The sequence below is a fragment of the Streptomyces sp. NPDC088554 genome, from assembly GCF_044752945.1.
Taxonomy (GTDB): Bacteria; Actinomycetota; Actinomycetes; order Streptomycetales; family Streptomycetaceae; genus Streptomyces.
This window is the reverse complement of record NZ_JBIVMF010000033.1, coordinates 34,308-57,399: the sequence shown is the minus strand read 5'-3', so window position 1 is coordinate 57,399 and position 23,092 is coordinate 34,308. Positions and strand designations below refer to the sequence as shown.

Below are 23,092 nucleotides of genomic sequence, written 5' to 3'. Positions count from 1 at the left end.
TCGCAGGGCGAGATCGCGGCCGCGGTGGTGGCCGGCGGGCTGTCCCTGGAGGACGGCGCACGGGTGGTGGCGCTGCGCAGCCGTCTGCTGACCGGCCTGTCGGGTGGCGGCGGCATGATGTCGGTACGCCTGTCGGCGGACGCGGTACGGGAGCGGCTGACCGGCAGGGCGGAGGTGTCGGTCGCTGCGGTGAACGGCCCGGGCCAGACGGTGGTGGCGGGTCCGCCCGCCGAACTCGGTGCGCTTCAGGCGGCTTTCGAGGCGGAGGGGGTGCGGGCGCGGATGGTCCCGGTGGACTACGCGTCGCATTCCGCGCAGGTCGAGGTCCTGGAGGCGGAGCTGGTCGCGGAGCTGGCGGGGATCCGTCCGGTGCCGGGCCGGGTGCCGTTGTTCTCGACGGTGACGGGCGACTGGCTGGATCTGTCGGAGATGGACGCGGGCTACTGGTACCGCAACCTGCGGGCCACGGTCCGCTTCGAAGACGCCGTACGCGGCCTCGCCGACGCCGGGTACCGGGCATTCATCGAAGTCAGCCCCCACCCCGTCCTCGTCCCCGGACTGCAGGACACCCTCGACGACACCCCCACCGGCGGCGTGGTCCTGGAAACCCTGCGCCGGGACAGCGGTGACACACTCCGCCTCGCCACCGCCCTGTCCCACGCATACGTCCACGGCCTCCCCATCAACTGGACCAACACCCTCCCGACCGTCCCGGCACGCCAGGTCCCCCTGCCCACCTATGCCTTCCAGCACCAGCACTACTGGCCGCTCGCGCAGCGGTCCGACGCTGTGGACGGTGCGAAGAACACGGTGGACGCGGACTTCTGGCGGATCGTGGCGGAGACGGACCGGCACCGACTCGCCGATGAACTCGGCGTGGGCCAGGAACCGTTGGACGCCGTGCTGCCCGCCCTGTCGTCCTGGCGGCAACGGCTCGGCGAGCAGTCCGTGCTGGAGCGTTGGCGCTACAAGGTGACGTGGGCGCCGGTTGCCGGAGGGACCGGCACCGGCGGTGCCGGTCCCTCCGGAATCTGGCTGGTGGTCACCCCCACCGACAGCTCCGCACAGAACTGGACGGACGCTTCCGTTCGCCTGCTCACCGAGTGCGAGGCGACGGTCGTACGCCTGGAGGTCGATCCCCTCGGTGTCAGTCGCACGGAACTGGCCGACCGAGTAAGGGAGATTCTCGCCGACACAGCCGTCGACTCACCCGCAGGCGTGTTGTCGCTGCTCGCCCTGGCACAGGAGCCCTCCACGGCGCAGGTGCCGGCCGGTGCGGTCGGCACACTGACGCTCGCACAGGCGCTCGGTGACGCCGATGTCCAGGCACCGTTGTGGTGCCTGACCCGGGGCGCGGTCTCCGTGACTCCCGAGGACGTCGTCGACGCGGACCAGGCCCAGGTCTGGGGCATCGGCATCGTCGCCGCGCTGGAGCACCCCGACCGGTGGGGCGGCCTCATCGACGTACCGGTGACCCCCGAGGACGCCGTCGACGTATCGGCGGGGGACACACCGCAGCTGTACGACAAGCGCGTCCTCGACGGTCTTGCCGCCGCACTCGGCGGTGTGCCGGTCGGCGGGCAGGCGGGCGCCGCACACGAGGATCAGCTCGCCATCCGGCCTTCCGGCCTGCACGCCCGACGTCTGACCCGCTCCGCGCGGCCGCGGGCCGCCGCCACGGGCGCCAAGTGGCAGGCCCGTGGCACCTATCTCGTCACGGGGGGAACCGGCGGTCTCGGTGGCCGGCTCGCGGCCGATCTGGCCCGTTCGGGGGCCGAGCACCTCGTGCTGATCAGCCGCAGTGGGCCCCATGCCCCGGCGGCCCCCGCGCTCCGCGCCGAACTCGAAGAGCTGGGTGCCCGGGTGACCATCGCCGCCTGTGACGTCGCGGACCGGGCCGCGCTCGCCGCGCTCGTCGCGGACGTCGAGGCGGACGGGTCCGGCGGGTCCGAGATCCGGGGCGTCGTCCACGCGGCCGGCGTAGGCCAGTTCGTCGAGCTGGCGGCGACGGACGTACCGGAGTTCGCGCGGGTCGTCGCGTCGAAGGTGTCGGGCGCCCGCAACCTCGACGAACTGTTCGGGGACCGTCCGTTGGACGTGTTCCTGTGCTACTCCTCGATCTCCAGTGTCTGGGGCGGCGCCGGGCAGGGCGCCTACGCGGCAGGCAACGCTTTCCTGGACGCGCTGATGCACCGCCGTCGGCGGCGCGGTCTGACCGGTACCTCCGTCGCGTGGGGCGCCTGGGCCGATGCCGGGCTGGCCACCGGCCGGACGGAGGAGGACCTCCGTACCCGGGGTGTCCTCACCATGGCGCCCGAACTCGCCGTCGACGCGCTCCGTCAGGCACTGACGGACGACGAGACGCACCTGGTGGTGGCCAACATCGACTGGGGACGGTTCGCCCCCGTGTACACGATGCTCCGCCCCAGCCCCCTGCTGCTTCAACTCGCCGACGCTCAGGCGGCTTTGATGCAGACCGAGGACGAGAGTGGCGAGCCGGGCGGGGAGAGGCAGCGGCTCCAGGACACCCTGATGGCTCTGCCCGCTCCCGAACGGATCAGGAAACTGACGGAGTTGGTCCGCAGCTACGCCGCGCTGGTCCTGGGACACCCGACGGCGGAGTCCGTGAAGAGTGAACGGCCCTTCCGTGAACTGGGCTTCGACTCGCTGACCGCGGTCGATTTCCGCAACCGGCTCGCCACCGAGACCGGTCTCGCCCTGCCCACCAGCCTCGTCTTCGACTACCCCACTCCCGATCTCCTCGGCCGCCATCTGCTCGGTGAGCTGCTCGGTGACCGGCCCGACGCGGCGTTCACGGAACCTGTCTTCGCCGAACTGGAGCGGCTGGAACTCGCCTGGTCCGAGGCTGCGGCAGACTCCGACGCCGAGACCCGGTCGAGCCTCACCGACCGGCTCCAGGCACTCGTCGCCCGCATGGCTGACGTCGGCCACTCCGGTCCGGCACTCTCCGGCCCCAACGCCTCGGGCGCGGGAGCGGAAACCGGCCCGGATATCGAGCGACTCCTCGACGGTGCATCGGACGACGAGATCTTCGACTTCATCAGCAAAGAGCTGGACTGACCCGCCTTCCGTACGCCCCTGGCAACTCGCCTTTTTGCACGTCCCTGAACTTCCCCCCTTCCCCTTTTCTACGCGGTTCTCGCACCCGGTGTGATGACGCTCGCCGAGCGACTGTGCACTGTGCGACGGAGGTTGACTGAAATGGCAAATGAAGAGCAGCTTCGCGAACACCTGAAGCGTGTAACGGTGGATCTGTACAAGACCCGCCTCCGTCTGCGTGAGAACGAGCAGAAAGCCCAGGAGCCGATCGCCATCGTGGCGACCAGTTGCCGGTTCCCGGGGGGAGTGACCTCGCCCGAGGAACTGTGGGCCCTGGTGGAATCGGGCGGCGACGCGATAGCGGAATTCCCCGCCAACCGCGGTTGGGACCTGGAGGGGCTCTACCATCCGGACCCGGAACACACCGGCACGTCGTACACGCGTCAGGGCGGATTCGTCTACGACGCCGACGAGTTCGACCCCGCTTTCTTCGACCTGAGCCCGCGCGAGGCGCTGGCGATGGACCCGCAGCAGCGGCTGTTGCTGGAGGCGTCCTGGGAAGCTGTGGAACGGGCGGGCATCGAGGCCGGCTCGCTGCGCGGCAGCCGGACCGGTGTTTTCGTCGGGGCTTCCGTCCTTGGGTACGGCGTCGGCCTGGACGAAGTCCCGGAGGGCGCCGAGGGCTATCTGCTGACCGGTACCGCGGCCAGTGTGATGTCCGGCCGGCTCTCGTACACCCTGGGCCTGGAGGGCCCGGCGGTGACGGTGGACACGGCGTGCTCGTCGTCCCTGGTCGCCCTGCATCTCGCCGCACAGGCCCTGCGGGTGGGCGAGTGTGATCTCGCGCTGGTGGGCGGGGTGGCCGTGATGTCGACCCCCGGGGCGTTCATCGAGTTCTCACGGCAGCGGGGGCTCGCGGTCGACGGCCGGTGCAAGTCGTTCGCGTCGGGAGCGGACGGTACGGGCTGGGGCGAGGGCGCCGGTGTGCTCCTCGTGGAGCGGCTGTCGGATGCCGTACGCAACGGCCACGAGGTGCTGGCGGTGGTACGGGGCAGTGCGGTCAACCAGGACGGCGCGAGCAACGGGCTCACCGCCCCGAACGGCCTCTCCCAGCAGCGGGTGATCCGCCAGGCCCTGGCCACCGCGGGTGTTCCGGCGGCCGAGGTCGACGTCGTCGAGGCACACGGCACCGGCACTCGGCTCGGCGACCCGATCGAGGCGCAGGCCCTGCTCGCCACGTATGGCAAGGAGCGCACCGCGGACCGGCCGCTGTGGCTGGGCTCGGTGAAGTCGAACATCGGTCACACGCAGACAGCTGCCGGTCTGGCCGGTGTGATCAAGATGGTGGAGGCGATGCGGCACGGCGTGCTGCCCGCCACCCTGCACGTCGACGAACCCAGCAACCAGGTCGACTGGTCGGCCGGCACGGTTCAGCTCCTGACCCGGGCTCGGGAGTGGCCGGAAGCCGACCACCCGCGCCGGGCCGGTGTGTCCGCCTTCGGTGTCAGCGGCACCAACGCCCACGTCATCCTCGAACAGGCGCCCGTCCCCGAGGTGAACGCCCAGCCCGGGGAGACCGAGCCGCAGCCCACGACACAGCCGGTGTCCTGGGTGTGGCCGGTGTCGGGGCGGAGTGAGGGCGCGTTGCGGGGGCAGGCGGCGCGGTTGCGTGGGTGGGTGGAGTCCGATGGTGGGCTGGACCCGGTGGATGTGGGGTTGTCGCTGGCGGTGGGTCGTTCGGTGTTCGAGCACCGGGCCGTGGTGACGGGCCGGGATCGCGCGGAGTTGCTGGCCGGGTTGGCGGCGGTGGAGTGCGGGGGGGCGGCCGCGGGTGTGGTGCGGGGTGTGGCCGGTTCCGGTGCGTGCGCTGTGCTGTTCTCGGGCCAGGGTGCGCAGCGGCTCGGTATGGGTCGGGAGTTGTGTGAGGCGTTTCCGGTGTTCGCGGGGGCGTGGGATGCGGTGTGTGAGGTGCTGGATCCGTTGTTGGAGGCGCCGCTGAGGTCGGTGGTGTGGGCTTCCGGTGCGGACGAGGGTTTGTTGGATCGGACGGTGTGGGCTCAGGCGGGGTTGTTCGCGTTTGAGGTGGCGTTGTACCGGTTGGTGGAGTCGTGGGGTGTGGTCCCGGGGTTCCTGGTGGGTCATTCGGTGGGGGAGGTCGCTGCCGCGTATGTGGCGGGTGTGCTGTCGTTGGCGGATGCGTGTCGTGTGGTGGCGGCGCGGGGCCGGCTGATGGACGCGCTGCCCGGGGGTGGGGTCATGGTCGCGGTGGAAGCCTCCGAGGCCGAGGTTGTCCCGCACCTGACCGAGGGCGCGGGGATCGCCGCGCTGAATGCGCCGGGTTCGGTGGTGGTCTCGGGTGAGGCCGATGCGGTAGGGGCGGTGGCGGAGCACTTCGCCTCGCTCGGTCGTCGTACGCGTTCGTTGCCGGTGAGTCATGCGTTCCACTCGGTGCTGATGGAGCCGATGCTGGACGACTTCCGGAAGGCACTGGAGGACGTTTCCTTCCGGCCTGCTCGTATGGCGGTGGTGTCGACGTTGACGGGTCGTCCGGCGGGTGCGGAGTTCAGTACGCCGGAGTACTGGGTGCGGCAGGTCCGTGAGGCGGTACGGTTCGCCGACGCGGTGGAATGGCTCGCCGGGGAGGGTGTGTCGGCGTTCCTCGAACTCGGACCGGACGCCGCACTCAGCCCCATGGTGGAGCGCTGCCTGTCCGGCGAGGGCGCCGGTGTGGTGGTGCCGTTGCTGCGCAAGGATCGTGGTGCCGAGCCCGTCCAGTTCGTTGAGGCGTTGGCGTTGGCGCAGGTGAGTGGTGTGTCGGTCCGGTGGGCCGAGTTGTATGCGGGGAGTGGCGCCCGGCAGGTCGCGTTGCCGACGTACGCCTTCGAACGCGAGCGATACTGGCTGTCGAGCCCGGTTCGTGGCCCCGTGGTGGACGGCTGGCGGTATCGGGAGGTGTGGCGCCCGGCGCGGGCCGGGTCGGGCGGGGCGCGGTTGGCGGGGCGCTGGCTGGCCACGATCCCGGTCGGTGCTGCCGAACAGGCTGATGCGCGGGAGGTGTTGGCAGCCCTGACGGCTGCCGGTGCCGAGGTCGTGACCGTCGAGGTGAACGCCGGCGCCCTCGACCGGGCGGAGCTGGCTGTACGGCTGCGGGAGGTCGCCGAGGGCGTCGTCGGTGTCGTATGCCTGCCGATGCCGGCGGACGACGAGGGGGCGACAGGGGTTCCCGTGGCGGTGACCGCCACCCTCACTCTCGTACAGGCGCTGGGTGATGCCGGGGTGGATGCCCCGCTGTGGTGCGTGACGCGGAGTGGGGTCGCGGCCGGTGGTTCGGACGATAGGGTCTCGGTCGCACAGGCGGGTGTGTGGGGGCTGGGCCGAGTGGTGGCCCTGGAGCACCCCGGGCGCTGGGGCGGTCTGATCGACCTCCCTGCCACGACAACGACGGTTGCGCCAGGGGCGGAGGACGCTCCCGTGACGGTTGGTCCTGTGACGGAACGGCTCATCGCGGTCCTCGCCGGCGCGTTTCCCGCCGAGGACCAGCTCGCCGTACGCGCTGCCGGTGTGTTTACGCGCCGCCTGGTCGCGGCCCCGCCCGTTCCCGAGGACGGGTCGGTGTGGCGGACGGACGGTACTGTCCTGGTGACCGGTGGTACGGGCGGTCTGGGCGCGGAGGTGGCGCGGTGGCTGGCGCGGGAAGGGGCGCGGCGGCTGCTTCTGGTGAGCCGCCGGGGCACGCGGGCGCCGGGCGCCGCCGACCTCGTAGCGGAACTGGCGGAGTCGGGCTGCGCGGCGAGTGTGCTGGCGTGCGATGTGTCGGACCGGGCCGCGCTGGCTGAGGTGCTGGCGGGGATTCCGGCGGAGTTCCCGCTGCGGGGCGTTGTCCATACGGCCGGAGTGCTGGACGACGGTATCGTCGAGGCGCTGTCACCCGAACGGTTCGCCGGGGTATGGGCGGCCAAGGTGGACGCGGCGGTTCATCTCGATGAGCTGACCGCCGAACTCCCCGAACCCCTCTCGCTGTTCGCCGCCTTCTCCTCGGCATCCGCCTCCTGGGGCGGCGAGGGGCAGGGCAACTACGCCGCCGCCAACGCGGCGTTGGAGGCATTGGTCGAGCGGCGTCGCGCGCGGGGGCTGGTCGGCTCCTGTGTGGCATGGGGGCCGTGGGCCGGTGCCGGGATGGCCACCGACGAAGTCGTGGCGAGCCGGGTACGGCGTGCCGGGGTCGGACTGATGGCCCCTGCCAGGGCTTTGGCGGAATTCGCGCGGGTGATCGCGGCAGACGAAGGCGTCCTGACCGTTGCCGAGGTCGACTGGAACCGCTTCCTGCCCCTGTTCACCACCACCCGCCCCAGCGCTCTCTTCGACGAGATCCGGAGCGGGACCGGGACGGAGAAGGACCGGGCACGTACCGGCACCGATCAGGCCGGGCAGGGCGCGAACACCCCCGCCGGGTCACTCCACACCCGGCTGGCCCTCCTCCCGGAAACCGAACAGCGCGGTCTGCTCCTGGACATCGTCCGGGAGCAGGCGGCGATGGTGCTGGGACACGCGTCGGCGGACACGGTCGTACCCGGGCGCGCGTTCAAGGAGTTGGGCTTCGACTCGCTGACCGCCGTCCAGTTCCGCAACCGTCTGGGCGCGGAGACCGGCCTCGCGCTCCCGCCCTCGTTGGTGTTCGACCATCCGACCCCGCTCTCCCTGGTGCGGCACCTGTGGTCCGAGCTGGCTGGAATCGTGGATGCGACGGACCAACTCCCTGTCTGGAGTGGGTCATTGGCTGACGACCCGGTGGCGATCGTGGGTATGGCCTGCCGCCTTCCCGGTGGTGTCGCCTCTCCCGAGGAACTGTGGGAGCTGCTGGCCTCCGGTACCGACGCCGTCACCGGGTTCCCGGCCGACCGCGGCTGGGAGCAGGCGTACGACATGGAACCGCGCGGCGACGGTACCGACTACGCTCGGTACGGTGCTTTCCTGACGGACCCGGCCGGCTTCGACGCGGGGTTCTTCGGCATCTCGCCGCGCGAGGCCGGCGCGATGGACCCGCAGCAGCGGCTGCTCCTGGAGACCTGCTGGGAGGCGCTGGAGGACGCGGGGATCGACCCGGTCTCGCTGCGCGGTGGCCGGGGCGGGGTGTTCATGGGCACCAACGGCCAGGACTACGCAGGGCTGTTGTTGAAGAGTCCCGATCCCGCCGAGGGGTATCTGGGCACGGGCAGCGCGGCCAGTGTGATGTCCGGGCGGATCGCCTACACCCTCGGTCTGGAGGGCCCGGCCGTCACCATCGACACCGCCTGTTCCGCCTCCCTGGTCGCGCTCCACCTCGCCGTACAGGCGCTGCGCACTGGTGAGTGCGATGTGGCCCTCGCCGGTGGCGCGACCGTGATGTCCACCCCCGCCATCTTCGTCGAAGCGACTCAGCAGGGAGCTCTGTCGCCCGGCGGCCGGTGCAAGGCGTTCTCGGCCGACGCGGACGGTACGGGCTGGGGCGAGGGTGCCGGTGTGCTGCTCGTGGAGCGGCTGTCCGACGCCGAGCGGCTCGGGCACCGGGTCCTCGCCGTGGTGCGGGGCAGCGCGGTCAACCAGGACGGCGCGAGCAACGGACTCACCGCCCCGAACGGTCCCTCGCAGCAGCGGGTGATCCGCCAGGCGCTCGCCTCCGCCGGACTAACCGCCGCCGACGTGGACGCGGTCGAGGCACACGGCACCGGTACCCGGCTCGGGGACCCGATCGAGGCACAGGCGCTCCTGGCCACGTACGGCAAGGAGAAGTCGGACGACCGGCCGCTGTGGCTCGGGTCCATCAAGTCCAACATCGGACACACGCAGGCCGCCGCGGGTGTGGCCGGTGTCATCAAGATGGTGCAGGCCATGCGGCACGGCCGGCTGCCGGTCACCCTGCATGTCGACGAGCCGACCGACCAGGTCGACTGGTCCACCGGCGCCGTCCGGCTGCTCACCGAAGCCCAGGAGTGGCCGGACAGCGACCGGCCGCGCCGGGCCGGTGTCTCGGCCTTCGGTGTCAGTGGTACCAACGCGCACATCATCCTCGAACACACACCTGAGCCCGCGTCCGAGCCGGAGGCTCCGGCAGCCGCCCCCGGTCCTGTCTCCTGGGTGGTGTCGGCGAAGACCGGCAGCGCCCTGCGCGAGCAGGCCGCGCGGCTGCGGACCCAGGTGGAGAGCACCGGCTCCGACACGGTGGACATCGCCTACTCCCTGGCCACCGGCCGGCAGACCTTCGAGCACCGGGCCGTTGTCATGGGCGCGGACCGCGAACGGCTGCTCGGCGGGCTCGCCGCGCTGGAGTCGGGCGAGCCCGCCGCAGGTCTCGTGCACGGCACGGTCGCACCCGGCGCCGAGCCTCCCCGTACCGTGTTCGTCTTCCCCGGACAGGGCGCGCAGTGGCTCGGTATGGGCATCGAACTCTACGATTCCTCACCGGTGTTCGCCCGGCGCCTCGACGAGTGCGCGGCGGCCCTGGCCCCCTGGGTCGACTGGCCGCTGCTCGGTGTGCTGCGCGGTGAGGACGGCCTGCCGTCGCTCGACCGCCTCGATGTCCTCCAGCCCGCGCTGTGGGCCGTGATGGTGTCGCTGGCCGAGGTCTGGCGGGCGCATGGTGTCGAGCCGGACGCGGTGGTCGGCCACTCCCAGGGCGAGATCGCCGCCGCCGTGGTGGCGGGCGGCCTCTCGCTGGCCGACGCGGCCCGCATCGTGACCCTGCGCAGCACGATCCTCAACCGGCTGTCGGGCCTCGGCAGCATGGCCTCGATCCGGCTGCCCGCCGACGAGGTGCGGGAACTCCTCACGGAACGACCTGAGTTGTCGATCGCGGCGATCAACGGCCCGCGCCACACGGTGATCACCGGTCCCGAGGACGTACTGCACCCCCTCGTCGCCGAGCTGACCGAGCGGGAGGTACGGGCCCGGCTGGTGCCCGCCGCCGCCGCGGGGCACTCGGTCCAGGTCGAGCCCTTCCGCGACGAACTGCTCGCCGGTCTCGCCGAGGTCGAGGGCCTGTCCGGTACGGTGCCCTTCTACTCCACCGTCACCGGTGACCGTCAGGACCTGGCGGCGCTGGACGCGGCCTACTGGTACCGCAACCTCCGCGAGCCGGTCGCCTTCGAGTACGCCGTACGCGCCCTGCTCGACGCGGGCTACCGGGCGTTCGTCGAGGTCGGCCCGCACCCCGTGCTGGCCCCCGGCCTCCAGGACATCACGGAGGACGCGGACATCCGCGCTGCCGTGCTCACCACACTCCGCCGGGACCAGGGCGGGCTGCCCCGGATCCACACCGCGCTGGCCGAGGCGTACATCCAAGGGGTGGCCATCGCCTGGGACACCACGTTCGACGCCGCGCACGCCCACCGGGTGCCGCTGCCGACGTACCCCTTCCAGCGTGCGCGCTACTGGCCGCGGCCGGTGGCTCCGCTGCCCGGCGCCGACGCCGGGACGAGCCCGGCCGACGCCCGGTTCTGGGAGGTCGTCGCCAACGCCGATGTCGACGCGCTCGCCGCGACCCTGGACCTCGACGCGGGCGCCGACCGGTCCTCCCTCGACACCGTGCTGCCCGCGCTGGCCTCCTGGCGGCGGCGCAGCCAGGACCGGTCCACCGTGGACGGCTGGCGGTACCGGGTGCGCTGGTCGCCGCTCGCGGCCCGGCCCGGTACGACCCTGTCGGGGACCTGGCTGGTCGTCACGCCCGAGGACGGGCCGGTCGCCCTGGCCGAGGGCGGGCCGGTGTCCGCCGTTCTGGCCGCTCTCGCCGCCCGTGGTGCCCAGGTCGTCCCCCTGACGGCCGCCCCGGACGCCGACCGCGCCGAGCTGGCCGCCCGCCTGCGGGACGCGCTCGCCGAGCGGTCCCCGGTCACCGGCGTCGTATCGCTGCTGGCTCTTCAGGACGGCGAGGAGCCGGCCACCGTACCGGCGGCCGTGACCGCCACACTCACCCTGACCGTCGCCCTCGGCGAGGCCGGAGTCGAGGCTCCCCTGTGGTGCCTGACCCAGGGCGCGGTCTCCGTGACCGACACCGAGCACGCCACCGCGGCCGCGCAGACCGCCGTGTGGGGGATGGGGCGCGTCGCCGCCCTGGAGTACCCCGGACGCTGGGGCGGGCTGATCGACCTGCCCGAGACCCTCGACGACCCCGCGCTCTCCCGACTGGCCGGAATTCTCGACCAGGGCAGGAGCGGCACGCTCCCCGGGGACGCGGCACTGGGGACCGAGGACCAGCTCGCGGTACGCCGTACGGGCATCCACGTACGACGGCTGATCCGCGCCACACCGGCCGCCGAACCCACCCGCCGCTGGCGGCCCTCCGGCACCGTCCTCGTCACCGGTGGTACCGGCGGCGTCGGCGCCCACATCGCCCGATGGCTGGCCCGTGGCGGCGCCGAACACCTCGTGCTCACCGGCCGCCGGGGCGCCGACGCGCCGGGCGCCGGGGAGCTCGGGGCCGAACTGGAGGAACTGGGAGTCCGGGTCACCCTGGCCGCCCTCGACATCGCCGACCGGCCCGCGCTGGATGCCCTGATCGAGGGCCTGCGGGCGGACGGCGACGAGATCCGGGCCGTACTGCACGCGGCCGGGGTCAGCCGGATGATCTCCCTCGCCGACACCGCCTCCGCCGACCTGCCCGGCCTGCTCGCGGCCAAGACCGCGGGCACCGACAACCTGGACGCGGCCTTCGGCGACGCCCCCCTCGCCGCCTTCGTCCTCTTCTCGTCCTGCGCCGCGGTCTGGGGCGGGGCGGGCCAGGGCGCGTACTCCGCCGCCAACGCCTACCTGGACGGCGTCGCGGGACGCCGCCGCGCCCGTGGGCTGACCGCCACCTCCGTGGCGTGGGGCGGCTGGGCGGACGGCGGCATGGCCGACGCCGAGGCCATGGACTACATGCGACGGCGCGGACTCCACCAGATGGAACCGGAGTTGGCGATCGCCGCGCTGCAACAGGCGCTCGACCTGGACGAGACCTTCCTGGCCGTCACCCATATGGACTGGGAGCGGTTCATCTCCTCGTTCACCTCGGCGCGGCCCAGTCCGCTGCTGAGCGAACTGCCCGAAGCCATAAGGTTGTTGAGCCCACCCGTTGAACCGGACGGGCCTGCCGCCGGCCGGCCCGTCGAGAGCAACGCCCTGTACGAGCGGCTGAGCGGTCTCGACCCGGACGACCGGCTCGAAGCGCTGGTGTCCTTGGTACGCGCCCAGGCCGCCGCCGTGCTCGGGCACGCCTCCGCCGATGCCGTGCCCGCCGAACGCGCCTTCCGCGACTTCGGGTTCGACTCGATCACCGCTGTGGAACTCCGCAACCAACTGATCGCGACGACCGGGCTCGCCCTCCCGGCCACCCTTGTCTTCGACTACCCCACCCCCGAGGTTCTCGCCGCCTTCCTCGGCGAGGAACTCCTCGGACACACCGCTTCGCCGACCGGAGCGGTGGTTACGGAGCAGCGGTCCGCGACAGCCACCGACGAACCCGTCGCCATCGTCGCCATGGCCTGCCACTACCCCGGTGGCATCACAGGACCGGAACAGCTGTGGCAGGTGGTCGCGGACGGCACCGACGCGATCGAGCCGTTCCCCTCGGACCGGGGCTGGGACCTGGCCCCTGCGGGCGAGGGCGCGAAGCACACGCGGGAGGGCGGGTTCCTCGCCGACGCGGCCGGGTTCGACGCGGGGTTCTTCGGGATCTCGCCGCGCGAGGCCCTGGCCATGGACCCGCAGCAGCGGCTGATGCTGGAGACCTCCTGGGAGGCGCTGGAGCGGGCGGGCATCGACCCCACCGGGCTGCGTGGCAGCCGTACCGGTGTGTTCGTCGGAGGCAGCGGCTCCGGCTACGGCCCGGCGATCCAGATGTCGGGCGAGACCTCCGAAGGGCTGCTGACCGGTAGCGCGGGCAGTGTGCTGTCGGGACGGATCTCCTACACCCTGGGCCTGGAGGGCCCGGCGGTGACGGTGGACACCGCGTGTTCCTCGTCCCTGGTCGCCCTGCACCTCGCCGTGCAGGCGCTGCGCGGCGGCGAGTGCGACCTCGCCCTCGCGGGCGGCGCCACCGTCATGGTCACACCGGACGCCTTCGTGGAGTTCTCCCGCCAGGGCGCGCTCTCGGAGGACGGCCGATGCAAGGCGTTCGCCTCGGCGGCGGACGGTACGGGCTGGGGCGAGGGCGCCGGTGTGCTCCTGGTGGAGCGGCTGTCCGACGCGCGGCGCCTCGGGCACCGGGTGCTCGCTGTCGTACGGGGCAGTGCGGTCAACCAGGACGGTGCGAGCAACGGGCTGACGGCTCCGAACGGTCCCTCGCAGCAGCGGGTCATCCGGCAGGCGCTGGCCTCCGCCGGACTGTCCGCTGCCGAGGTGGACGCGGTCGAGGCACACGGCACCGGTACCCGGCTCGGGGACCCGATCGAGGCGCAGGCGCTCCTGGCCACGTACGGCAAGGACCGGCCCGAGGGCCGGCCGCTGTGGCTCGGCTCGGTGAAGTCGAACATCGGACACACGCAGGCGGCCGCCGGTGTGGCCGGTGTCATCAAGATGATCCAGGCCATGCGGCACGAGACACTGCCCGCCACTCTGCATGTCGACGAGCCCACCGACCAGGTCGACTGGTCGGCCGGCGCCGTCCGCCTCCTCACCGAGTCCCAGGAGTGGGCGCGCAACGGGCACCCGCGCCGGGCGGGCGTCTCCGCCTTCGGGGTGAGCGGCACCAACGCCCACGTCATCATCGAACAGGCCCCGGAATTCGAGGAGTCCGAGCCCGAGGCCGATGTCCCGGCCGTACTGTCGGGCCCGCTGTCGTGGGTGCTGTCGGCGAAGACCGAGCCCGCGCTCCGCGCGCAGGCCGGGCAGTTGCGCGACCACCTCCGCACCCGTACCGAACTCACCCCGGTGGAACTGGCGTCCGCTCTGGCCACCGGCCGTACCGCCTTCTCCCGCCGGGCGGCCGTGATCGGCCGGGACCGGGACGACCTGCTGAAGGGGCTCGCGGCCCTGGCCGACGGCACGGCCGCCGCCCAACTGGTCACCGGGGTCGTGGGGGTCGGCAAGACCGCCTTCCTGTTCACCGGGCAGGGCGCCCAACGCCTGTCCATGGGACAGGAGTTGTACGAGACCTACCCGGTCTACACCGAGGCGTTCGACGCCGTCCGCGCGGAGTTGGACGCCCACCTGGACCGCCCGCTGGCCGAAGTGCTGACCGACGGGCACGAGGCGGCGGACGGGTTGCGCGCCCTGGACGAGACGCGATACGCGCAAGCCGCCCTCTTCGCCGTCGAAGTCGCCCTGTACCGGCTGCTGGAGTCCTGGGGCCTGACCCCGGACTTCGTGATGGGCCACTCCCTGGGCGAGCTGTCCGCCGCCCATGTCGCGGGCGTCCTCTCCCTGCCCGACGCCTGCGCGCTGGTCGCGGCCCGGGGCCGGCTGATGCAGGCCCTGCCCCCGGGTGGCGCGATGGCCGCAGTACAGGCCGCGGAGGACGACATCGTACGGTTCCTGGAGGCCGACGGAGGCGCCGTCGCCGTCGCCGCCGTCAACAGCCCCGACTCCACCGTTGTCTCCGGCGACGAGGAGGCCGTCGAACGCGTCGTCGCGCACTTCAGGGCGGCGGGCCGCAAGACCCGCAGGCTCCGGGTGTCGCACGCCTTCCACTCCCACCGCATGGACGGAATGCTCGACGAATTCCGCAGTGTGGCCGAGAAGTTGACGTACCACACTCCGCGCCTTCCGGTCGTCTCGAACCTCACAGGACTTCCTGCCGAGCCGGACGACATCGCCTCCGCCGACTACTGGGTACGGCACGTCCGGCAGCCCGTCCGGTTCCTCGACGGCGTCCGCAGTCTGGCCGAACGAGGCGTGACCCGCTTCCTCGAAGTGGGCCCCGACGGGGTGCTGAGCGCCCTCGTCCCCGAGTGCCTCCCCACCCAGGAGGACGACACGGCGCCGACGGCCCCGGTCGTGGTCGCCGCTCTGCGCGCCGACCGCCCGGAGGCCCGTACGCTCATCGCCGCTCTCTCCACGCTGTACGTCAACGGCGTCACCCCCAACTGGTCGGCGCTGTACGGCGAGGAGCGCGCCCACCGCGTCGACCTGCCCACCTACGCCTTCCAGAAGCGGCGCTACTGGCCGCGGGCGGGGCTGGGCGGCGGCGAACCGAGCGTGCTCGGCCTGGAACGGGCCGAACACCCCTTCCTCCGCGCGATAGTTCGGCTGCCCGAGAGCGGCGGCACCCTCTTCACGGGCCGTCTCTCGCTCCGTACCCACCCGTGGCTCGGCGACCACACCGAACACGGTGTCGTCGTCATCCCCGCGAGCCTCTTCGTGGAACTCGCCCTCTGGAGTGGCCACCGACTCGGCCACGACCACCTGGAAGAACTCACCTTCCAGGCGCCGTTGGCCCTGCCCGAACAGGGCGGGCTCGCCCTGCGGGTCGTGGTGTCCGACGGCGACGCGCCCACGGTGACCATCCACACCAGGCCGCAGGGCGCCGCCGACGACGCGCCGTGGACCCGGCATGTCACCGGCACCCTCACTTCCGCTCCTGCCGCCCCCGTGGACGCCGACCTCACGGTGTGGCCGCCGTCCGGGGCCCTGCCCGTACCCGTCGAGGACGTGTACGACCGCATGGCCCGCACCGGCTTCGGCTACGGCCCCGCGTTCCAGGGGCTGCGCGGAGTGTGGGAGCGGGACGGCGTGCTCTTCGCCGAGGTGGGACCGGAGCAGCGACACGTTCTCGACGCACCGCAGTTCGGCCTCCACCCGGCACTCCTGGACGCCGCGCTGCAACCGCTCGGCCTCGGTACCCTCGACGGCACCGGACACGACCGGTTCCTGTTCGCACTGCGTGGCGTCACACTCGGCGCCCCCGGCCGGTCCGCCCTGCGCGTCCGGCTGGCCCCGGCCGGCACCGCGGGTGGCTCACTGTCGGTGACGGCCACGGACGGCGCCGGACAGCCGGTGCTCTCCATCGCGTCGGCCACCCTGCGCGCCGCACCCGGCGCGAGTGAGACCGCCCTGTACCGGCTGGACTGGACGCCGGTCCCGGCGGCCGTACCGGAGGCCGGAGCATGGGCGTGGCTGGCCGGCCCGGACGACACGACGGGCCGTCCGGACTGCGCCAACTATCCGGATATGCCAGCCCTGTTGGCCGCGCTCGACTCCACCGGCCCCGTGCCCGCCACCCTTCTCGTCCCCTTCGCTCCGGGCCGCGGGGATGCGGCCGAACTGGCCGCCCTGACCCGGTCGGCGGTCGACCGCGTGACGGATCTCGTACGGTCCTGGCGCGCCGACGAACGGCTGAGCGGCTCCCGCCTGGTCGTTGTCACCAGGGGAGCGGTGGCACAGGACCCGGTCGCCGCCGCCGTGTGGGCGGTCGTCCGCTCGGAACAGGAGACAGGCCGGGGGCAGGTCGCAGGCTCACAACAGGCAGGATCGGGCCGGTTGACCCTTCTGGACCTGGACCTGGACCCGAACCCGGACTCGGACGCACCGGACCTCGCATCCGAGCGGCTCGCCGGAGCCCTGGCCACTGGTGAACCCCAACTAGCCCTGTACAGAGATGAGTTGCTGGTACCCCGGCTGCTCAGGATCTCCCCGGTCGAGGGCGTCCGCCCGTTCGACGGGAGCGGTACGGTCCTGGTCACCGGCGGCCACGCCGACCCGGCCGCCGTACGCGCCGCTGTCGGCCAGGCCGCCACGGTCGAGACCTGCGAGGTCACGGCCCTGGGCGCGGCGCTCGACGCGGTGCCCGCAGACCGTCCGCTGGCCGCACTGATCCACACCGTGGACGCCCGGGGCACCGACGACCCGGACGCCCTGTCCCGTACCCTGACCGTTCTCGTCGAGCTGGAGGAGCTGCTCGACTCACATTCGGTAACAGCAGAGGTGGTGCTGTTCACCTCGGCCGCCGCCACCCTCGGGGCGCCCGGCGCCGCCGAGTACGCGGCGGCTCACGCCTTCGCCGACGCCCTGGCGCGCCGGCGCCGGGACCGTGGGCTCCGCGCCCGCTCGCTGGCCTGGGCGCAGCAGCCGCAGGACGCCGATGTCGAGGCGGCCCTGACGGTCGACGTACCCCTCGTGCTGGCGCTCGGCGCGAACAGCGCGCCGCACTCGCCGCTGTGGCGGAGCACGGCTCCCCGGCGGCTCGCACCGCCGGCCGGCCCGGTCGGGGCCGAGGCGGCCGAGACGGCCGCCGACACCCCGGGCGGACGGCTGGCCCGGCTGGCCGCCGCCGAACAGGAGCGCTTCCTGACGAACGTGGTGCGCACCCAGGCGGCCGCTGTCCTCGGCCATGACTCGGCCGACGAGATCGACGTACACCAGGCGTTCCAGGAACTGGGCTTCACCTCCTTGAGCGCGGTGGAACTCCGTGACCGGCTCAACGAGGCGACCGGGCTGCGGCTCCCCGCCACCCTGGTCTTCGACCACCCGACCCCGGCCGCCCTCGTCCGCTCGCTGCGCGCGGAACTGCACCCCGAGGAGGAACCGGCCGCAGCGCTGCGGCCCGCCCACACCACGGACATCGACGCGGGCGAACCGATCGCCATCGTCGGCATGAGCTGCCGCTACCCCGGCGGGATCGCAAGCCCCGACGACCTCTGGCAGATGGTCACCGAGAAACGGTCCGCGGTCTCCGACTTCCCCGCCGACCGGGGCTGGGACATCGACGCGCTGTACAACCCCGACCCCAACGAGCTGGGCAAGATCTACACCCGGCTCGGCAGCTTCCTGTACGAGGCGGGCCAGTTCGACGCGGGGTTCTTCGGGATCTCGCCGCGTGAGGCCATGGCGATGGACTCGCAGCAGCGGCTGTTGCTGGAGGCGTCCTGGGAGGCGTTCGAGCAGGGCGGTATCGACCCGGCGTCGGTGCGCGGCAGCCGGACCGGTGTGTTCGCCGGTGTGACCTACCACGACTACCAGTTGGCGCTCGCGGTGTCCGACGAGAATGTCGAGGGCCTGGTCGGCACCGGCATCTCGCCCAGCATCCTGTCGGGCCGCATCTCCTACACCTTCGGCCTGGAGGGCCCGGCGGTGACGGTGGACACGGCATGCTCGTCGTCCCTGGTCGCCCTGCACCTGGCGATCCAGGCCCTGCGGTCCGGGCAGTGTGACATGGCTCTGGCCAGTGGTGTCACCGTGATGTCCACCCCCGGAGCGTTCATCGAGTTCTCGCGGCAGCGCGGACTGGCGATCGACGGCCGCTGCAAGGCGTTCTCGGCCGACGCGGACGGTACGGGCTGGGGCGAGGGCGTCGGCGTGCTGGTGGTGGAGCGGCTGTCCGATGCCGAACGGCAGGGCCACCAGGTCCTGGCGGTGGTGCGCGGCAGCGCGATCAACCAGGACGGCGCCAGCAACGGCCTGACAGCCCCCAACGGCCCCGCACAGCAGCGGGTCATCCGCCAGGCGCTCGCCTCGGCCGGGCTGACCCCCGCCGATGTGGACGTGGTGGAGGCGCACGGTACGGGCACCCGGCTCGGGGATCCGATCGAGGCGCAGGCCATCCTCGGTACGTATGGCAAGGACCGGCCCGAGGACCGGCCGCTGTGGCTCGGCTCGCTGAAGTCGAACATCGGACACACGCAGGCGGCCGCGGGCGTCGGCGGCATCATCAAGATGGTGGAGGCGATGCGCCACGGCGTGCTGCCCGCCACCCTTCACGCGGAGGAGCGGACCGATCAGGTCGACTGGTCCAGTGGTGCGGTGGAGCTGCTGACCGAGGCCCGCGACTGGCCGCAGAATGGCCACCCCCGCCGGGCGGGCGTCTCCGCCTTCGGAGCGAGCGGTACGAACGCGCACGTGATCCTGGAGCAGGTTCCGGTTCCTGAACCCGAGCCTGAGGCTGAGGTGGTGGGCCCTGTGTCGTGGGTGGTGTCGGGGAAGTCCGAGGCCGCGTTGCGGGAGCAGGCGCGCCGGTTGCGTACGCGGATGGCGGCTGACACCGGGCTGGCCCCGGCCGATGTGGCGTACTCGCTGGTGGCGGGTCGTTCGGTGTTCGAGCATCGTGCGGTGGTGTCGGGTCGGGATCGTGGTGAGTTGTTGGCGGGTCTGGGCGCGTTGGCGTCGGACGAGCCGGTCGGGGGTGTGGTGCGGGGGTCGGTGCTGGCTGCCGGGTTGCGGTCGGTGTTCGTGTTCCCGGGGCAGGGTTCGCAGTGGCTGGGGATGGGCGTGGAGCTGTATGACAGCTCTCCTGCGTTTGCCCGCAGGCTGGATGAGTGTGCGGTGGCTTTGGAGCCGTGGACGGGGTGGTCGTTGCTGGAGGTGCTGCGGGAGGGTGATCTGGAGCGGGTGGAGGTGGTGCAGCCCGCGTTGTGGGCGGTGATGGTGTCGCTGGCCGAGGTGTGGCGGGCGCACGGTATCGAGCCGGACGCGGTCGTGGGCCATTCACAGGGCGAGATCGCGGCCGCGGTGGTGGCCGGCGGGCTGTCCCTGGAGGACGGCGCACGGGTGGTGGCGCTGCGCAGCCGTCTGCTGACCGGCCTGTCGGGTGGCGGCGGCATGATGTCGGTACGCCTGTCGGCGGACGCGGTACGGGAGCGGCTGACCGGCAGGGCGGAGGTGTCGGTCGCGGCGGTGAACGGCCCGGGCCAGACGGTCGTGGCGGGTCCGCCCGCCGAACTCGGTGCGCTTCAGGCGGCTTTCGAGGCGGAGGGGGTGCGGGCGCGGATGGTCCCGGTGGACTACGCGTCGCATTCCGCGCAGGTCGAGGTCCTGGAGGCGGAGCTGGTCGCGGAGCTGGCGGGGATCCGTCCGGTGCCGGGCCGGGTGCCGTTGTTCTCGACGGTGACGGGCGACTGGCTGGACCTGTCGGAGATGGACGCGGGCTACTGGTACCGCAACCTGCGGGCCACGGTCCGCTTCGAAGACGCCGTACGCGGCCTCGCCGACGCCGGGTACCGGGCATTCATCGAAGTCAGCCCCCACCCCGTCCTCGTACCCGGACTGCAGGACACCCTCGACGACACCCCCACCGGCGGCGTGGTCCTCGAAACCCTGCGCCGGGACAGTGGTGACGGGCTGCGGCTCGCCACGGCCCTGTCCCACGCGTACGTCCACGGCCTCCCCGTCGACTGGACAAGCACCCTCCCGACCATCCCGACACGCCAAGTCCCCCTCCCCACCTATGCCTTCCAGCACCAGCACTACTGGCCGCGGCGTCGCCCGGAGCAGGTGGTCGAGACCGTCGGTGAAAAGACGGGTTCGGCGGAGAACGGGTTCTGGGACGCGGTGGAGCAGGAGGACCTCGCGGCGCTGACGCGGGTCCTGGAGCTGTCGGGCGAGACCTCGCTCGGTGAGGCGCTGCCCGTGCTCGCCTCCTGGCGGCGCGAGCAGCGGGAACGCTCCGCGGTGGACGGCTGGCGGTACCACGTGGCCTGGCGCCCGGTGCAGTACGGGCCGACAGCCGCGCTCTCGGGGCGCTGGCTCGTCGCCGTCCCCACAGGGGCGGAGCAGGACGTGTGGTCGGACTCCGTGGCCGGGGCGCTGACCGAGGCGGGCGCCGAGGTCGTACGGCTCGATGTACGGGCGGACGCGACCAGGGCGAGCCTGGCACTCGGCCTCGCCGAGGTCCTGGCGGCCCCCGGAGCCCCGGCGCTCGCCGGTGTGCTGTCCCTTGCAGCGCTGCTCGACGGTGGTGACCGGGAGGCTCCGGTGCCGGCCGCCGTGGCGGTGACCGTGGCGCTGGTGCAGGCTCTCGGCGACGCCGATGTGCAGGCCCCGCTGTGGTGCGTGACCCGGGGCGCGGTCTCCGTGGGCGGCTCCGACGAGGTGACGGCCATGGACCAGGCGGGAGTGTGGGGCCTCGGACGCGTGGCGGCCCTGGAGCACCCGGGGCGCTGGGGCGGACTCGTCGATCTGCCCGAGGTGGTCGAACCGGCCATGGGAGCCCGGCTGGCCGGGCTGCTGGCCGGGTCCGCCGGGCAGGCGGAGGACCAGGCCGCGATCCGGTCCACCGGGGTCTTCGCCCGCCGTCTGGTACAGGCCCCCGCGGCGGAGAGCGCCGGGGGGAGCTGGAAGGTGTCCGGCACCGTCCTGGTCACCGGTGGCACCGGTGGTCTGGGCCGGGAGATGGCGCGTTGGCTGGCCGGTTCAGGGGCCGAGCGGCTGGTGCTGATCAGCCGACGTGGTCCCGACGCCGAGGGCATGACCGAACTACGGGACGAACTGGAGGCATTGGGCAGCCGTACCGAGGTGGTCGCGTGCGATGTGGCCTGCCGCGACGAACTGGCCGTACTGCTCAGCGAGTTGGAGGACAAGGGCACGCCGGTGCGTGGTGTCGTACACACCGCTGGCATCAGTCACTTCACGGGCTTGCCCGACATCGGTGAGGCCGAGTTCGCCGAGGTGTACCGGGCCAAGACCGTGGGCGCGCGGAACCTGCACGAGCTGCTGGGTGACTCGCTGGAGACCTTTGTCGCCTTCTCCACCATCGCCGCGGTCTGGGGCAGTGGTGGGCAGAGCGCCTACGCGGCCGCCAACGCCGAGGTGGACGCCCTGATGGAGCACCGCAGGGCCCATGGGCTCGCCGCCGCCTCGGTGGCCTGGGGAGCCTGGGCGGAGGTCGGCATGGCGACCACGGAGGGCGTCGCGGAACAGCTGGGCCTGCGCGGCATCCACGCCATGCGGCCGCACCTCGCCATCGCGGCGCTGCGCGACTCGCTGACGGCGGGCGACACCTGCGTCACGGTCACGGACATGGACTGGGAACGGTTCGCTCCCTCGTTCGCCGTGGCCCGCGCCACCCGGCTGCTGGACGAACTGCCCGAGGCCCGCAAGGCCCTGACCGGCGAGGAGCCGGCGAAGCCGGGCTCCGGACCGTCACTGCTGGACAGGCTGGCCGGGCTGGCCGCCGGCGACCGTGCCGACGCGGTGCTGGATGTCGTACGTACCGAAGTGGCCACGGTGCTCGGTCACTCAGGGCGGGACGCGATCGAACCGGACCGGGCGTTCCTGGAGTTGGGCTTCGACTCGCTGACCGCGATCCAGCTGCGCAACGCGCTCGGCACGGCCACCGGGCTGAAACTCCCCACCTCCCTGGTGTTCGACCACGCGACCCCCGCCGCGCTCGCCGACTTCCTCGGTACGGGACTCGCCCTGCCGGGAGTGCCCGACGAGCCCCTGGCGGCGACCGCCGAAGTGAGCGCGGCACCCGACCTGCTGGTTTCGATCTTCACCGGCAGTTATGCACAGGGGCGCGTGGACGAGGCGTTCGCCCTGCTGCGGCAGACCGCCGGGTTGCTCCCGAAGTCCGACGAGCCGACTCGTCTCGCCGACTTCGCCGAACCGGTCAGGCTGGCCACGGGAGCGGCGACGCCTCAGCTGATCTGCCTGCCCTCGCACGTGCCGGTGGCCGGACCGCACCAGTTCGCGCGCTTCGCGGCGCCGTTCCGGGGCGCCCGGGACGTCACGGCGCTGGGGCTGCCCGGCTACCGGGCCGACCAGATCCTTCCGGCGAATGCCGAGATGTTGCTGCGGGCCCACGCGGAGCGCATTCGACGGCAGACGGACGGGGCTCCCTTCGTCCTGCTGGGCATGTCCTCGGGTGGCTATCTGGCCCATGCCCTGGCCCGGCACATGGAGGACGCGGGCAACGCGCCGGCGGCCGTGGTGCTCATCGACCCGTACGCGCCGGAGGACGCGGCGCTGCGGAACATCACGGATTCCCTGATGTCCGGCATCTACGAGGATCGGGGCGAGAGCTATGTGTACATGGACGGGCTCCGGTTGAGCGCGTCCTCCTGGTACGGCGACCTGTTGCTCGATCTGGAGCAGCGGGAGGTCGCCGCGCCGACCCTCCTTGTCCGCGCGTCCGAGCCGCTGCCCGGAATCGCTCCGGAACAGGGTGTGGATTTCTGGCGGACTTCCTGGAAATGGGCGCGGACCGTGGTGGATGTCTCCGGTGACCATTTCACGATGATGGAGGAACACGCCGATTCCACGGCCCGAGCGGTCGCCGACTGGCTGGACGCGCAACTCGGTGCCCATTCGACGGACGGCGAAGACTAGTCGTCCTGCTAGGCCCGCCGTGTTAAGGCAACTCGGCGGGCCT

1 protein-coding gene and 1 pseudogene are annotated in these 23,092 nt (G+C 72.4%); both read left to right on the top strand.

What is annotated here, in order from left to right; translation table 11 throughout:
- On the top strand, nt 1-3,081 hold a 3,081-nt coding region (locus ACIP8W_RS28390; protein ID WP_402205188.1), incomplete at its 5' end, for an SDR family NAD(P)-dependent oxidoreductase.
- A gap of 159 nt (nt 3,082-3,240) precedes the next feature.
- Nucleotides 3,241-22,992: pseudogene (locus tag ACIP8W_RS28385) on the top strand (type I polyketide synthase); the annotation flags it as partial.
- Between the last annotated feature and the right edge of the window lie 100 nt (nt 22,993-23,092).